Raw genomic sequence first — 14,521 nt, forward strand, 5'->3', positions numbered from 1 at the left:
GAAAAACCATGTCTGAATTCGCCCAGGTTGAGCAACGCGTTCTTCAACTCCGCGCAGAGGTCGCTGAACACATGGATGCGTACCACCGACTCGATGCCCCCCTGATCCCGGACGGGGAATACAACCTCCTGTTTCGTGAACTGGAGCAACTGGAAGCAGCGCACCCAGCTCTCGCTGCCCCAGACTCTCCGACGCAGCGGGTCGGCGGTGGGGTACTCGATGATTTCGAGCAAGCTCAACACGATGTGCCGATGCTGTCGCTCAAAGACGCCATGGACGAGGAGGAGGCCAGGGCATTCGCAAGCGCTGTAGTGGACGAGCTCTCACAGCCGGCGGATATCGAGATGACCGCGGAGCTCAAGTACGACGGCCTGGCGCTGTCGACTCGCTACGTGGCAGGGGTCTTTGTTCGCGCAGTCACGCGAGGTGATGGTACGACCGGCGAGGACGTGACAGCACAGGCCAAAACCATTCTGAATTTGCCGCTGAGGCTTCCTACGCCCATCGACCTTGAGGTACGTGGCGAAGTCGTGATGTTGAATCGCGATTTTGAAATCGTGAACGAACGCCTCAAGAGCATGGGCCTGAAACCACTGGCTAACCCCCGCAACGGCGCAGTCGGCAGCATGCGCCAGCTAGACCCGAAGGTAACTGCCTCCAGGCGTCTGTCGTTCTACGCCTATGGTGCCCAGGAGCTCGACGGCACGGCTGCGTTCAAGGCAACCAAACAATCGGAGATCATCGAAGGCCTGAGGACTCTCGGCTTTAGCGTTGCACCGGAAACGGCCGTTGTCCGTGGCTGGGAAGGCATCAAGGCATTCTTCGATGAGGTAGGTTCGAATCGCTCCAACCTCCCGGTCGCTATCGACGGCGTCGTCTTCAAGGTCAACTCCCTTGCTGACCAAGAGCAGCTGGGTTGGAACAATCGAACACCACGGTTCGCCATCGCGTTCAAGTATCCGGCAGAAGAAGCCGTCTCCGTCGTCGAAGACATCGTGGTGCAGATCGGCCGGACTGGTCCTGCTACCCCCGTGGCGAAGATCAAGCCAGTGCGAGTCGGTGGCGTCGTTGTCTCCAGTGCCACCCTCCATAACGCCGATCAGATCGAGGCCAAGGGCATCATGGTAGGTAGTAAGGTCATCGTTCGTCGAGCGGGGGATGTGGTACCGGAGATAGTCCGTACAGTGCCCTCGGCCGGCGATGAATTCCTCTCCCGCTATTTGATGCCGTCGGCGTGCCCTTCGTGTGGTAGTCATCTGGTGCGCCTGCAGGGCGCCGTGGAGCTGCATTGCCCTGGTGGAATCAAATGTCCAGCACAGAAGCAGGGCAAACTCGCTCATTTCGCATCTCGACTGGGGATGAACATCGACAACCTGGGCGACAAGTCGGTCTCAACCCTGATCTCCGCCGGCCTGATCAGCATGCCATCTGATTTGTACAGCCTGAACGACAAGGCCGTCGCAGCGCTGCCCGGTTTTGGGCCGGTCTCCGCAAAAAACCTCATCGCGGGCATTGAAGGCTCGATGTCGCCCGACCTCCCACGTTTCATCTTCTCGCTGGGGATCGAGGGCGTGGGCGAAGCCACAAGTAAAGCGCTGGCGGCGCAGTTCGGGTCCTGGTCAGCATTCCGGGCCGCGACGTACGCGCAACTGCTGGCCACCGCCGATGTGGGGGACGGTACCGCCACCAACATCACCCGATTCTTTGAGGATTCGACACTCGGTGCTGAGGCGGACCGACTTGCGTTGATCACCACACCCAATGACTTCACTGCCATCGGTGGCGCCTCATTGAAGGGGATGATCGTCGTCCTCACCGGCACTTTCCCCACCCTGAGCAGAGAGGCTGCCAAGGCCCTGGTCGAAGGGGCAGGAGGCAAGGTTTCCAGCAAGGTCTCCAGCAAAACCAGCTTTGTCGTTGCTGGCGAAGCAGCGGGCTCGAAACTCGAAGCTGCCCGGGATCTAGACATTGGCGTCTGGGATGAAGCCCGGCTGCTGGCCACTGTCGCTGGGTGAGGATTACAGGCCGGCGTAAAGCATCACAGAGCATTAAGATTTCATCTGGAGAACCAGAAAATGTCAGTAACTAATGGACCCTACAAGCGCGATGCTAATGGAGTCGCCTATGAAGTCGACTTTGAGTATGTGCGAGATAATGTCCCGCTCGACTGGTTCTTCGAGCACATGCTCGGTGCGAGAGCGAGACCATCAGCAGGTGCAATTCGATACAACATCTGTCCAAACCCCGGGTGTGGAGCTTCTTCCATTCACTCGGTGAAAGTCAGCGTGAAGAACGGTGGGTGGCTGTGTTACTCGTGCGGCGAACAAGGTGATGTAGTCGCTGCAGCAGCTTTTTACTGGGAGAAGTCCCACCGTGAAGCTGGCCTGGACCTAATGGGCGCCGATGTGGAACTGCTCAAGCACTACATTCCACCCAAGCCTATGGACGCTATCCAACGTGATGACAGTGCACTCGCGCTCGTATTGCAACGCGTAGCAGAAGCTCGCACATATCCGTCGAAAGACGCTCTCAAGTACTTTGCTGGCCGTGGGATTTCCGAGGGAGTGGCCCGTGAGGCTTGCAACCGAGGCATCCTGATCACCATCCCAAACAACCCTATGGAGGCCAAGGAGTTCTTAACCGAAGTCGCAGGGCAGGAACTGATGGTGAAAGCGGGTCTGTGGAACCCCGAAAAGAAGGCGCCAGCCTGTGCATTTCGCCCATTGTGGTTCCGGTCGCAATCGCACTGTGCTGCAGAGTTCCGGCTCATGCGTGAGCCCAAAGAAGGGGAGAAGAAGGCCATGCGCTATGGCGGGAAATCTCCTTGGATTTGGGAAGGCTCTGATAGTGAGTTCATGATCGTAGAAGGGCCGATCGACATGTTGTCTGCAGTCGAAATGGGCTCCAAACGTACCATCTTCGCGCTACCTGGATGCGAGAACTGGGAACCTGATTGGTTCAACATGATGGCCAAGAAAAACGTGCTTCAGGCTCTGGATCCTGACAAACCAGGCTTCAAGGCCGCGGAGAACCTCAAGCCAGTGCTAGAGGCCCTGGAAGTCAAGCTTGGAACCTTCAATCCACCCAACAGGGTCGGCGATTTAAACGAGCAGCTCAAGCACATGCGAGGGCTCTTAAACTAACCCACCAAACCCGGCTCATGCCGGGTTTTTTTATGCTCGCAGTGTAGTGATCAGTGAGGCGACTCGAAGGCAGCTCTAGCATAATCTGTAAATTCTCAACACGTACACATACGATATGCGCAGTGATAAACTCCGCTTCACTGTTAGTGGAGCTCTGCCTTGGACCGTCGATCATTCCTGCACTATGCCCTCGGCTTGGCCGCCACCTCAACACCACTGCTCTCAAGCGCCAGCACCTTCTGGGATCAGCCGAGACGCCTCTGGCTGAAGCGTGAGGTCAAACCCGGGCAATGGGAAGAGGTCGACAAGGTCTATTGGAACGGCAGACTCATTTGGTCCGGCTATGACCCCGTGTGCCGGCTCATGCGTGATGTTCACACCGGCAGAGCAGTGCAAATGTCGCCTGTGCTTTTGGACATTCTCGCTGGGATTCAAGGCTGGTTCAAAATCCACGGAATCACGAAACCCATCATTGTACTTTCAGGGTATCGCGAAGAGTCGACCAACCAGAAAGTGGGTGGCAAAAAACACTCAGCCCACCTAAGAGGTGGCGCCTGCGATCTGACGGTGCCAGGCGTCCCGGTAGACTACCTCCGACGACTAGCCCTATACCTTGAGGGTGGCGGTGTGGGTGTGTACCCAGGCCAGGGCTTCATCCATGTTGACGACGGAAATTTGAGGGTCTGGCGGGGGTAGGGAAGTCCCCAGGTGGGTGATTGCACTGACCTGACCTGACCACCTGTTTGAATTCGATTTGACCGCCATGCTTTTCAGTCTGCTGCTTGACTAAGTGGATAGTCCCTGTGACCGGGTTTGCAGAACCGTTGACACGAGATACGCCAGCAGGCGCTGGAAGGGTTGCAGTTAAGGTAGCAGCGCCCCGATTTAGCGGCTCGCCAGTGGCGGCCGACCAGCAGAAGTCTCCCCCTTCAACTATCGTAATTAGCGCGTAGCGCTGATATTTAGACTAGAAAGCCGGCTCATAATTTATTTGGAGAAATGCAATGATAAGCCTCAAAATGGCAAGTGCAGCTTTATCGTTTGTATTGTTTTCAAGCATTACCGCTGGCGTTGCTGCCAAAGATGCGAGTGAGTTGACTGAGTCAGACAGAAAAACTCTGCTCTATGTTGGAGATGCTCCCTGCAATAACGGCGAAGTCACAACGTATGAAAAGCATAAGGGATGTGCCACTAAAAAAATTGGATATACGATCGACGACGCAAGCGCCACTCCTGCCGCTAATTACATAGAGGTTTTCGCGGGAAACGACACAGTAAATAACAAAATGGTCAGCCCGGATTCCAACCATAAAAATGGATCAATGGAGAGCATTGGTTATCTCTCAAAGAGCCCGATTCCCCATGGAGTCAGAATTTACAAAGGTGATGAGCCTTGCAACATGGGTGAAGCAACACTCAGCACTAGAGCTAAGGGGTGCAATGCGGTGTTCTTAGGTTACGCGCTGCCTCTTCAATAGCCAGGTTACTGATTTGGAGACATGTGGCCAAGTGGAGTGCAATATCACCAGGCTCTCGCTCAAAGGAGAGCCTGGTTGCCATGAGCCTGCTTAGAACATGCTGGACCAGGAGATCTGGTTAACCAAGGGCTTGTGTGGCAACAGAGCCAGGTCCACGGCCCTCAGTGCTGGGTTACGGCCAGTGAGGTACCAACAATCATTCTGCTGACTCAGCATGTACCGATCACAAAGTCTCTCCAGAGCCGAACGATAGGCCTCAGTGACATTGCCCTGGGACGCCTGAGCCAGGAGCTCTGCAGATCGGATGCCGGGCTGCCCCCATGCTACCCGAGCAAGATCGAACCCCTCATTACCGGCCAGAATGAAGATCTCATCTGCAACAGCTTCGGGCACGGGGTCGATCATGAAAGGGAACTCGACCGGGAACACATACCAGCGTAGCCAGAATTCGTAGTGGATCCGCAAGCGGATGACATCCTTGCGAGCGCCGAGCACTTCACAGCACTTGTCAAATGCCCAGTCTCCAAGGGTCGGTCCAAATACCCACTGCGCCGCAGTGACATACACCTCGGTTGGAAGCTTTTTCGCGAACAAGGCCTCGACGTTGGCCTTGATGATGCGGAAAGCAAGGCGCGCAACCCCATCCTCGAAATCCTCCTCATCAAGCCGGCGCAGCTCATCCTTCCTCAGTTTTCGTCTTTGCGCTCCAGTGTTGGATAGATTATTGAGTGCGGCGAGCCCAAGTTCTTCAGCAAAAGGATATGACTCGACCACAGTTTCGTCAGCCCCCAGAAAATCCACTTGAGCGTCGTCTGCAGCGCCATCAAGATCGAAGGCGTCAAGACCTTCGAAAAGATTGGCGCTATCAAAGCTCTCAAGCCAGTTACGAACATCGCTAGGATCAGAAAGACCGCCAGAATCGTCAGATAGAAGCTCAGATCCGAAGACATCATTTTCTTCCTCGTTGCCCAGTTGCATATCAGTGAATTCGTTCATTGGCCCCACCCTTAAACCGGAACTGTTTGCGTGAATTGGTCTGCGCCGGCTACCCGGGCATGCAGGCGTCTGGTAGGCCTTCTGATGTCCGCACTGGTGGTGACCCTCTCTTCGCCCGGGGCAGCTACATGTGCCCAAATAACCTGGTTTTCACCGGAAACAATTGCGTAGTCAGTGCTGCTCATCGAGCTCAGTTTTTGAATCAGTTTCCCCTCGCTCTGGACCTGTTCCGATTCAGTCGCCAACAGCTGGGAGTAGACCTGTGCCGTCGCATCGGATTGGGGTTTAAAAAGCACCACGTTGCGCGCCCGGCTCAGACAAGCCTCGCGAAGGTCCAAAGACTCACGCCCAAGATCGTCAAGCGACCCAGCCGCAACCCAAACGCTCAATACCTGTTCAGTCTCTGGCGAGAGCAACTGCTCGATGCTGGGGTCATTGCAACCACCAGGATCAGTGAACACCGCCAGCGCAGTGGGATCGGAAGGCTCACCAATCGAACGCGCTACGGCATCCGCCAAATTCGAGATCACAATGCGGCGAAGGTTTGACGCAGCTCGGCCTCGGCCAATGTAGGGAATTGCGAGATACACGATCTTCCGCGTTACCAGAGCCCCATGTAGCACCACGTCTGGGTGATAGCTGTTGAACACTTCACCCGCTCTACCGGCGCCGAGCATGCACAAGCTCCCAGCGAGCCCCGAGAAGCTTCCTTTCAGCTTTTCCACACAGATATCACCGGCTGCGTCCTGGAAAGCTTTGCAGGCCTGCTGAAGGGCTCCCAGCTGAACTGAATGGGGGAATGCCGAGGCCATATACTCCTCCAGCGCTTCGATAGCGTCTGGCTTCATCACGAACATGCCGAGATCAAGGTACGAGTAGGGCAGGCCAGCAAGCTGCAGCGAGGACACAATCGCTCGAACGAGCGCTGCACTTGGAGCTGAACTGTATGCGCCCGTCGCGTCCTTATCCGCGAGGAAATTCAAGACATGGCTGGCAACCTTGGTTGGAGCAGTGTGCAGCACCGGATTGTAGGTGTGGCTCAACGCCGGACTGCTAGGGTTTACGATGAGTAGATCGGCACCCCGGCCAACGGCTGTGCTGGCGCTGATCATGGTTGCCAGCAGTGATTCGTCGATCGACGCCCCAACCACGAAGACGGCAGCGCCGGCAGTAATTCGACTCCGAATCACCGCCCTGATCAGTTGCCCCTGACCTTCGGAATGTTCATCGAGCACAAGGGTATGCCCGGGCACAACATCACCGCCCTTTGACGTGAGGCTATTCATCTCTCAACTGCTCCTGTGGTTTTTTCCGCCCGCCAGTGGGCAGACCGCTGCCACCGAGGTACTTGTCGCTGTTCTTGAAGAAATCTGCGCCCTTCACGGGCGCCCTGCGGAAGTGATTAATTCGGATGGGGCCGATTTCCTTCTGCAGCTTCCGGTCGATGCTGATCATCGGTACCCGAACGTTGAAGATCTGATCGCCGCCGTACTGGATGATGCATTCGCCCTTGCCGAGCGCTTTGAGGTCATCCGGCGAGACTTTGTATTCCTCTTGCTCACGCTCGCCGATCGACATGCCCGCGGCGGCCCCGGTGCCACCCTCTGGTGCCACATTGAGAAGCGGCGTGCTGCTGCTCTCATTCTGTGTGCCACTCAATGACTTCGTGACGCCGATCTTCATACCGATCAGGTCTGCACACTCGACGGCTGTCGCCTGAGTACCGATCTTGAAAAAGATCTTGGTCCAGGTGTTACCGATGACCATCTCTTTGAAGTCAGGGGAAACCACATCCAGGTTGGCCAAGGTCTGGGCGGCAGGGAACAGCGCCATCTGTGCGCTTCGCCCCTGCTCGAAGGGACGAGCCAAGGATTGAACAGCGTAGCTACCCAGCTCATCCATGAAATTGAAATGCGGGGGGTTAGGGCGCTCTTCTTCTGGCAGCGCCTGGATCCATGAGATGGCCGTCCGCATGTCACCGAGGAACATTTTGCCGAAGTTGGCGGCAGCTTCGTTTTTACCCATCGTTGGGAGCGCGACATAGATGATCTTCTTCGCCCGAATAGCTTCGAACAGATCGATCTCCGGGGCATAGGTGTTCATCACATCACCGAATTTTCCCGTACCGAACATGTACATCCGGCCGCCAAGACCACCGAAGGTCTCCTTCATCCGCTTGATGTCGACCATGTTCTCCATGCCCGGCTTTCCACCAACCTTGTACTGCTCAAGGAACAGGGAAAGGTTTTTGGTGGCTGGGTTGTGTGGCTGGGACTTCTTCAGCAGTGTTTCCAGCTCCTCGATCGCTTTGTGGTTCATCAACAGGATGGTGAAGTCGATGAAGTTGTAGGCGAGGCCTGCAGCTTGCATTGCCGCTACGAGGGTAGTGATGCCTTGGTTCGCCGACTGTTTGTAGTGGTCAGCGCCAGGGTTATTTTCGGTGGACGGGATGATCGACAGGATGCGAGCGGCGACCTCATCAGGGTCACCACGCAGAATTGGGTTGTAGGTGTTACTGAGCGATGGGTTGCCCGGGTTAAGGATCAAAAGGTCCTGCTCGCGGCCCGCCCAGCAACAGTATTGGTAGATCGTTTGAATGTCGTCCGCGTTCATCTTGCCGTCGATGAACGTCAGACCTCCGCCACGCTGGATCTGCTGGAACATCATCAGCTTACCCAAGACAGTTTTACCGACGCCCGACTGGCCCAGGATAAAACCATGTCGCATGAAGTCTTCATCAGGGACACGTACAGGCTGGCCTGTGTCAGTGGTGAAGCCAAGCAGCAAGCCATCACCGTTCGCCAGGTCGGTAGCCGAACGGATATTGATCTTCGACTCAAGGAGGAGCTGGTTTTTCCAGAAATCAAAGACACGGTTGCCCATGTATGCCGCACCCGCAGCGCCCATGGCGAGGGCGAGGGTGGCCGGCACTGAGCTGAAGAAAGGCGATGTCAAAAGACCTCCAGCACCGATCGAGCTCAGTGCCAGAGTGTCTTTGAAGCCGCCAATTTTCGAGCGAAGTATCTGATCCATACTCATGGAGGTGAGCCTTTAGCTACGCACAAAAAAAACCCGGGCGCCGTGAGGCACTCGGGTTGTGGGGGTTAGAGAAACACGCTCGACTTATCAGTCTGCGCATTGGCTTGGTCATGCTCATCTGCTGGTAAGCGCAACAGTGGCGATTGCAAGAGCGTTTGGATTTCCATCTGCGACAGGAGCTTGTCCTGCGCGATGACTTCCCGCGTACCACGAACGTCTTTCACGGTCTGACCCGTTTGTTCAATATGTGTCAGTTGGTCCTTGTACTTCTGATACCGAGTCTTCTCGGGAGGTTGCGAAGTTGCCTGCTCCTGGGTGTCCGACTGGCCAGCCCCGTCCGGGGTGGTCGTACCTGCAGTTGCATCGCTTGCCTGTCCTTGCTGCTTGTCCGCCCGCAGGCCTTCGACGTATTTCGAGTCATCAAACTTGCCAGTGAAGACATCAGCACTGAAGCCGAGCAACGACAGGCATTTCGAGGTCGCGTCCGTAAAGCTCTTCTTGGCGTGGTCCTCATCACTAGAGATGATTCCGAAGGCATCTCGGGTGATGTAGACGGTCGCTCCGAACTGCTTCACTGAGCCGCGGAAACCGTGCTGCAGATACCACAGCTCTACGTAGACTTTGTGAATGACCTCTTTGCCAACTACTTGGCCATCCACTACGAACGGCTTCCCGTCGATGTACGCTTCGCTGATCAGCTCGACACCCCAGCCAAGACCAATCGGCCCGAAGGCCTCAGTGGCACGTTTGACCTGGTAGATGGGTGCAATCGCGGTCCCTTGGAACCCCCCCTTGTTGAATGACTTGGTCTCATCAGGGTCGGTTACCTCTACCTTTTTCCACACCTCCAGGCCGATAGAAGCCGCGGCTTGGCCCTGGCCGACCCACAGCGAATCGCCGTTGGCCTGACTTTGGTGGGATGCTGCTTCTGTTCTGGTTTGCATTTTTGACTCCTACGACTCTGCAAAGAGGGAATACCTAATGCAGAGGTATGAAGCACAGCTGCTGATAAGGTGGGGCGGGTTAGACGTCTAACGCATCAAAAGCGATTGCAATACGTAACACGTCACTATATTTTAGGCGCCACAACAGACTGTTGCAACAAAAAGCATCCTGACTGTATTATCGCTACGTGTTATTTCGCAATCAAAACCAACGAGTATCCTATGAACACCTTGAACAGAGCCATTCTGCTTGCATCGCTTGCGCTCTCAGCAAGCACCGCAGGTGCCGTTGATGTGCGACAGGTAGTGGTTCCCGATAGCTACGGCGTTGCGATTGAACCCGCGCATGCAGGTCACGCGCTCGTTGAATCTATTCGTGACACCCAGCAGAAAGCCGAACGCCCAATCTGGACCGTGACTGAGCCAGCTAAGCCTCGCGCTCTGATGCCGGCAGAAGAGGCTCTGCTCGATGCAGAGGATGCAAGGATCGCCGAGGAAGCACGTCACACACGGACCACGCTCTATTTCGACTTCGACAAAACCAAACCAACCGGTTGGTGGCCGCTGACAAACGTGATCGCTGACGCTCTCCGCATCGGTAGCACCATTACCCTGATCGGTTATGCGGACGAAGTGGGTGAGGCGATTTACAACCAGCACCTGTCCGAGAGCCGGGCAATCGAAGCTGCGCGCTACCTGATCCGGCAAGGTGTTAAGAAGCAAAGCATCAAGGTTTACGGCCGGGGCAAGCGCGACCCAGTTTCGAATTCCGACAGTTCGTTGAACCGTCGGGTTGAGGTCGACATCGTGAAAGCTGCGGAGAAGTCTCTGTGAAAGAGATCGATATCCCGCGCTACGTAGACAGCCAGACGCAATTACTCTTCTGGGAGATCGATGAAGCGGTGATCTTCATTGGCTGCCTGGGCGCAGGCATCGCGCTAGGGGGCTGGGCAACGATCGCTTCCCTCGCTGGCGGCTGGTATGCAGTGAAGCGGTTCAAGCGGTTCAAAAGCGGTGCGCTGGATGGTGTTCTTCGCCACCTTTGCTACTGGGCAGGCGTTATGCCGCTGAACAAGCACTACGACGATTCCTTGAAGCGCGACTACTTCTACTAATGCTTTAACATGCTTTTATTCGTACGCGTTATGTATCAAGTAACGCACAGGGGCCGCAATGAAAATCAAGTCCATGCAGAAAACGATGGAGGGGCTGAAAAGTCTCACCAGCTTCCTGATCTTGTCGAACGTAGGCCTTTCGGTAGCAGTTGCGCTGCTTTCCATCAACCAAATGGGGCAGCACGAAACAACCCGCTTAGTTCCACCAACCCTGGACAAGGCGGTGAAAGTGGGCTGGAACAACGCGGACGACGAGTACCTCAAGTCCTTTGGCCTCTATGCCTCAACGCTGATGGGCAACGTCACGCCGAAGAACGTGAACTTCATCGCCGACTCCGTGAGCGCCTTCGTTGATCCGAAGATCTACGCGGACGTTCGCAAGCAGATGTTTGTGCTGGCCAACGATCCCGTATTCGCAACGAATGCCGGCTCCGTGTCCTGGACCCCCACGGACATCAGCTACGAGAAGGACACGAAGAAGGTCTTCATTCTCGGCTCGATGGAAACGCGCAGCGCAGTTGGCAGGCCGAAGCAGGACTACCAGGTGGTCGAGTACGTCATCGAGATGCGCGCAGGCCGCCCATGGATTGAGGGCTTTAACCACTATCCGGGCAACAACCCCAAAACACTCAAGTGGCTTCAGTCTCACCCACCTAAGCCAGCAGAACCTACCAAGGAGGCGCTTCAGTGAAACGCTCAGCCATTGCTTTAGTCGTGCTGGCCACCATCCATGCATCCATCTCATGGGCTGATGGGATGGCGGAAGTCAAGCTACCGCCTGTTCCTACAGCCGCAAAACGTGTCAAACCTGTCGAAGCGCAGCCACTTCCAGGCTTGGGCGTGATGCCCGGTGCCGACTCAGATTCGCGCACCCAGGTTGTTCGCGTGAGCTCAGACCGGAACGAAGTTATCTACGTTTCGAACATCTTGCCGAACCGTATTTCCACACCGTTCGCTTTACCTAAAGCTGTAGACCAACAACCTGACGATTTGGATATCTCCCAGATCGGCCAATCTCTTTATGCGACGATGAAAACCAAGGATAAGCCAGTCGCACTTTACGTGACCGGCTCCAATCCAAATGACCCAGTTATTTCCTTGACCCTGATTCCAAAGGAACTTCCGCAGCAGACGATTACGTTGCAGCTGGACAAGCCAATGGCAGAGCCTGGTGGTCATGGGTCTGAAAACCACGCTCCCGACAGCAACAATTACACCGACACTATCCGCTATGTGCTCCGTGAAGCAGCCCTCGGAAAAACCCCTGAAGGTTTCAGCGAAGGTTTGCTGCCGGCATCGGCAGCTAACATCGGCAATGTAATTGCTTACCCGAAAGTCCGCTACTCCGGGCCAGAATACGATATCTATCGTTATAGTCTGCAAGGAACCTCTAAAACTGACGTTGACCTTGACGAGGGCACTTTCTACAGCGAAGGCGTCCGGGCCGTTTCATTCTTCCCAACCGCCACTCTTCGTGCCGGCATGACCACTGACGTATTCATCGTCTCTGATAAGTCGGCAACGAGGAACTAAACATGGCGATTAATGACCAGTTGAAGGAAAAGTGGAACGAACTCAGTCCGCGTATGCGAACCATCGTCGCCATTGCCGGCCTTTTCAGTTTTCTGATGATTGTCGGCACGGTAATTGTCGGCAACGACAAACCTAAGGCCAACACGAAAGCCAGCACGACGTCCGATACAAAACTGCTGTTGCCTCGCGGGGATAACAATACTCCCGAGCAACTCATGGCTTTGATGGCTGCACAGAACAAACGGCTCGATGAGTTCGGCAGATCGATCAAGCAGATGGATCAGGATCGCAGGGATGATCGGCTACGTGCACTCGAAGAACAGCAGCGTATGCAGAAACCAGACCCAGTGACTCAGGACACGCTTCGCGAGCTGAAGCGCGTGAGTGATCGACTGGAAAAGCTGGAGCAGGGCAAGACTAGTGCAGCTCCAGCTCTGAATGGCGCATTGCCTGGTTATGAAAGTGCCACTGGCACTGCTGAAGCCGTGCAGGAGGCGAAGCCGAAAGTAGCAACTCTGCGAATCACCGGTGGCACGCAAACTACACGTAGCGAGGCCCCAAAGCAGGCAGAGAAGCCAACTCCAGCAATGCCTGCCGGCTCGTTCTTCGAAGCGGTGCTGCTGAACGGTATGGATGCTCCGACCAGTTCCACGACGCAGAAGAACCCTGTGCCAACAACTATGCGCATCAAGTCTGACGCAGTGCTTCCTAACAAGTACAACGTCGACGTCAAAGAATGCTTTGCGCTGGCTTCAGGCTACGGCGTTCTCTCCAGCGAACGCGCCATGCTCCGGACCGAAACGTTCTCCTGCGTACGCAAGGACGGCAAGATCATTGAAGGAAAGATGGAAGGTTACATCGTTGGCGAAGACGGGCGTGTAGGTATGCGTGGCCGTCTCGTATCGAAGCAGGGCCAAATGATTGCCAAGACTTTGGTCGCCGGCGGCCTCTCCGGCCTGGCTCAAGGTATGACCCCGCAAACAATCCCTCAATTGAGCCTGAGTGATAGCAGCACGACTCAAACACAAAGCGCTGACGCTTCGACCATTCTGCAAACTGGTGTTGCTAAAGGCTTCTCTACTTCCGCGAACGAGATCGCCAAATTCTATATGGAGATGGCTCGCGAAATGACACCGGTTGTTGAAATCGACGCCGGCCGAAAAGTTACGGTCATGCTGGTGAAAGGGATCGAACTGAAATGATGAAAGGTAATCATATGAAACGTTCAGCATTAGCCGCAGCGCTGTTGCCTATTGCTCTTCTGAGTGGCTGTTCGTCCTGGCTGAATACCGCCGGTGAAGACGAGTTCTCGTGCCCAGGCATGCCGCAAGGCATCATCTGTAAGTCGCCAATGGCTGTTTACAAGTCTACTGAACAAAGTCCCGCGCTGACAGACAGCGATATGCCAATTGGTCAAAAGGCACCGAGCGTAAAGTACGGTGACAATATGGGAAAGACTGCCGGCTCTGAGCATAACCTCAAGGTGTCGAACGGTGTGCCAGGGCCAGTTGTTGCAGATCTTGCCCGTCCGGTTCGAGTTCCGGCCCAGGTTATGCGGATCTGGATCGCTCCCTGGATCGACAGTAAAGACGATTTGCACTTTCCGTCCTATCTCTTCACCGAGATCCAGCCACGCACCTGGTCGTTTGGTAAGTCCGAATATTCCGGCCAAGGCATGGTGGTTCCACATCTTGAGTTAACCGCTGTACCACCAGTTAACGTTCCAGCCCCTAAACCGGAAAACGTTGCTGCAGAACCAACCAATTACGGACCGCAAGTTTCGTCGTCCGCAATCCCATCCACAACTGACATCAATCTGAACTGATAACACTGGGAGCTACACAATGACCGCACAAATCGCACAAATCGAGACCACCGCAGTAGCAGCTGCTCCATTCAAGAAAATCGACAAGCGTGCACTGCTGAGCATGGCTGTTATCGGCCTGGCTGTGGCCGCCGACGTGACCGCAGGCGCCGACTCCACCTTCAACGAGATCGTTACCAGTCTCGACGGCTGGATGACCGGCTCCCTCGGTAAGGTCTTTGCTCTCGGCGCTCTGGGTACCGGCCTGGCAATCGGCGTGGTCAAGCAATCGGTCATGGCCGTTGTGACCGGGGTAGCTGTAGCGCTCTCCGCAAGCGTTGGCCCAGGCGTGCTGACGAACATCTTCACCGCAACGCTGTAACGCCCCTCAAGGCGCACTAGGTCGCTAGTGCGCCTTTTTCAACTGGCTCTGCCTGCGGGTTGCCCTCCAGGCCTTCCAAGCCTACTC

Annotated in this window: 15 protein-coding genes; 11 read left to right on the forward strand and 4 right to left on the reverse strand. The window is 55.5% G+C overall.

What is annotated here, in order from left to right:
• Positions 1-8: 8 nt before the first annotated feature.
• From ligA to RR51_RS30515, 4 genes are all read left to right on the forward strand, one after another.
• Positions 9-2,015, forward strand: coding sequence for an NAD-dependent DNA ligase LigA (gene ligA, locus RR51_RS15530; RefSeq protein ID WP_039614009.1), 2,007 nt, complete (start codon positions 9-11; stop codon positions 2,013-2,015).
• A gap of 60 nt (positions 2,016-2,075) precedes the next feature.
• Positions 2,076-3,143, forward strand: a complete 1,068-nt coding sequence (locus RR51_RS15535; protein WP_023662249.1) for a toprim domain-containing protein — start codon at positions 2,076-2,078, stop codon at positions 3,141-3,143.
• Positions 3,144-3,338: 195 nt separating this feature from the next.
• Positions 3,339-3,839: a YcbK family protein gene (locus RR51_RS15540; protein ID WP_223817438.1), complete on the forward strand. Its 501-nt coding sequence runs from the start codon at positions 3,339-3,341 to the stop codon at positions 3,837-3,839.
• 308 nt (positions 3,840-4,147) lie between these two features.
• Positions 4,148-4,621, forward strand: coding sequence for a hypothetical protein (locus tag RR51_RS30515; protein WP_128637251.1), 474 nt, complete (start codon positions 4,148-4,150; stop codon positions 4,619-4,621).
• Between the two features lie 90 nt (positions 4,622-4,711).
• On the opposite strand, the gene RR51_RS15545 is transcribed toward RR51_RS30515, so the two are convergent.
• From RR51_RS15545 to RR51_RS28540, 4 genes are all read right to left on the reverse strand, one after another.
• Positions 4,712-5,617, reverse strand: a complete 906-nt coding sequence (locus RR51_RS15545) for a hypothetical protein (protein WP_016486953.1) — start codon at positions 5,615-5,617, stop codon at positions 4,712-4,714.
• An 11-nt stretch (positions 5,618-5,628) separates the two neighbouring features.
• On the reverse strand, positions 5,629-6,903 hold the full coding sequence (locus tag RR51_RS15550; protein ID WP_023662248.1) for a hypothetical protein: 1,275 nt from the start codon (positions 6,901-6,903) through the stop codon (positions 5,629-5,631).
• A complete protein-coding gene (locus RR51_RS15555; RefSeq protein ID WP_039614010.1) occupies positions 6,896-8,656 on the reverse strand; it encodes a type IV secretory system conjugative DNA transfer family protein in 1,761 nt (586 codons plus the stop codon). The genes RR51_RS15550 and RR51_RS15555 overlap by 8 nt, the downstream gene beginning before the upstream one ends.
• Before the next feature lie 65 nt (positions 8,657-8,721).
• Positions 8,722-9,600 carry a hypothetical protein gene (locus RR51_RS28540; protein WP_023662246.1) on the reverse strand — a complete coding sequence of 293 codons (879 nt, stop codon included), beginning with the start codon at positions 9,598-9,600 and terminating at the stop codon, positions 8,722-8,724.
• 222 nt (positions 9,601-9,822) lie between these two features.
• Here RR51_RS28540 and RR51_RS15565 point away from each other — a divergent pair, with 222 nt between their 5' ends.
• The 7 genes from RR51_RS15565 to traA are packed head-to-tail and all read left to right on the forward strand — an operon-like array spanning position 9,823 to position 14,434.
• Entirely contained in the window at positions 9,823-10,434 is a 612-nt protein-coding gene (locus RR51_RS15565) for an OmpA family protein (RefSeq protein WP_023662245.1), read from the forward strand.
• Positions 10,431-10,715 carry a type IV conjugative transfer system protein TraL gene (traL, locus tag RR51_RS15570; protein WP_016486958.1) on the forward strand — a complete coding sequence of 95 codons (285 nt, stop codon included), beginning with the start codon at positions 10,431-10,433 and terminating at the stop codon, positions 10,713-10,715. Before RR51_RS15565 ends, traL begins: the two co-directional genes overlap by 4 nt.
• A 58-nt stretch (positions 10,716-10,773) precedes the next feature.
• Positions 10,774-11,406, forward strand: coding sequence for a TraE/TraK family type IV conjugative transfer system protein (locus RR51_RS15575; protein WP_016486959.1), 633 nt, complete (start codon positions 10,774-10,776; stop codon positions 11,404-11,406).
• Positions 11,403-12,248 (forward strand): TraK domain-containing protein, encoded by an 846-nt coding sequence (locus RR51_RS15580; RefSeq protein ID WP_023662244.1) that lies wholly within the window; start codon positions 11,403-11,405, stop codon positions 12,246-12,248. The genes RR51_RS15575 and RR51_RS15580 overlap by 4 nt, the downstream gene beginning before the upstream one ends.
• A gap of 2 nt (positions 12,249-12,250) precedes the next feature.
• A complete protein-coding gene (locus tag RR51_RS15585) occupies positions 12,251-13,450 on the forward strand; it encodes a TraB/VirB10 family protein (protein ID WP_039614011.1) in 1,200 nt (399 codons plus the stop codon).
• A 14-nt stretch (positions 13,451-13,464) separates the two neighbouring features.
• On the forward strand, positions 13,465-14,073 hold the full coding sequence (gene traV / locus RR51_RS29335; protein WP_081259067.1) for a type IV conjugative transfer system lipoprotein TraV: 609 nt from the start codon (positions 13,465-13,467) through the stop codon (positions 14,071-14,073).
• A gap of 19 nt (positions 14,074-14,092) precedes the next feature.
• Complete coding sequence (traA, locus tag RR51_RS15590; protein ID WP_039614012.1) at positions 14,093-14,434, forward strand: TraA family conjugative transfer protein; 342 nt, start codon at positions 14,093-14,095, stop codon at positions 14,432-14,434.
• Positions 14,435-14,521 lie beyond the last annotated feature (87 nt).

Source organism: Pseudomonas sp. C5pp, assembly GCF_000814065.1.
In the GTDB taxonomy this organism is placed as follows: domain Bacteria; phylum Pseudomonadota; class Gammaproteobacteria; order Pseudomonadales; family Pseudomonadaceae; genus Aquipseudomonas; species Aquipseudomonas asiatica.

What these genes read in the sequence shown, in the direction of transcription:
- RR51_RS15565 (WP_023662245.1), top strand. Translation starts at nt 9,823, where the DNA reads ATGAACACCTTGAACAGAGCCATTCTGCTTGCATCGCTTGCGCTCTCA.
- RR51_RS15550 (WP_023662248.1), bottom strand. Translation starts at nt 6,903, where the DNA reads ATGAATAGCCTCACGTCAAAGGGCGGTGATGTTGTGCCCGGGCATACC.
- RR51_RS28540 (WP_023662246.1), bottom strand. Translation starts at nt 9,600, where the DNA reads ATGCAAACCAGAACAGAAGCAGCATCCCACCAAAGTCAGGCCAACGGC.
- RR51_RS15575 (WP_016486959.1), top strand. Translation starts at nt 10,774, where the DNA reads ATGAAAATCAAGTCCATGCAGAAAACGATGGAGGGGCTGAAAAGTCTC.
- traV (WP_081259067.1), top strand. Translation starts at nt 13,465, where the DNA reads ATGAAACGTTCAGCATTAGCCGCAGCGCTGTTGCCTATTGCTCTTCTG.
- RR51_RS15535 (WP_023662249.1), top strand. Translation starts at nt 2,076, where the DNA reads ATGTCAGTAACTAATGGACCCTACAAGCGCGATGCTAATGGAGTCGCC.
- RR51_RS30515 (WP_128637251.1), top strand. Translation starts at nt 4,148, where the DNA reads ATGATAAGCCTCAAAATGGCAAGTGCAGCTTTATCGTTTGTATTGTTT.
- RR51_RS15585 (WP_039614011.1), top strand. Translation starts at nt 12,251, where the DNA reads ATGGCGATTAATGACCAGTTGAAGGAAAAGTGGAACGAACTCAGTCCG.
- ligA (WP_039614009.1), top strand. Translation starts at nt 9, where the DNA reads ATGTCTGAATTCGCCCAGGTTGAGCAACGCGTTCTTCAACTCCGCGCA.
- RR51_RS15545 (WP_016486953.1), bottom strand. Translation starts at nt 5,617, where the DNA reads ATGAACGAATTCACTGATATGCAACTGGGCAACGAGGAAGAAAATGAT.
- traA (WP_039614012.1), top strand. Translation starts at nt 14,093, where the DNA reads ATGACCGCACAAATCGCACAAATCGAGACCACCGCAGTAGCAGCTGCT.
- RR51_RS15555 (WP_039614010.1), bottom strand. Translation starts at nt 8,656, where the DNA reads ATGAGTATGGATCAGATACTTCGCTCGAAAATTGGCGGCTTCAAAGAC.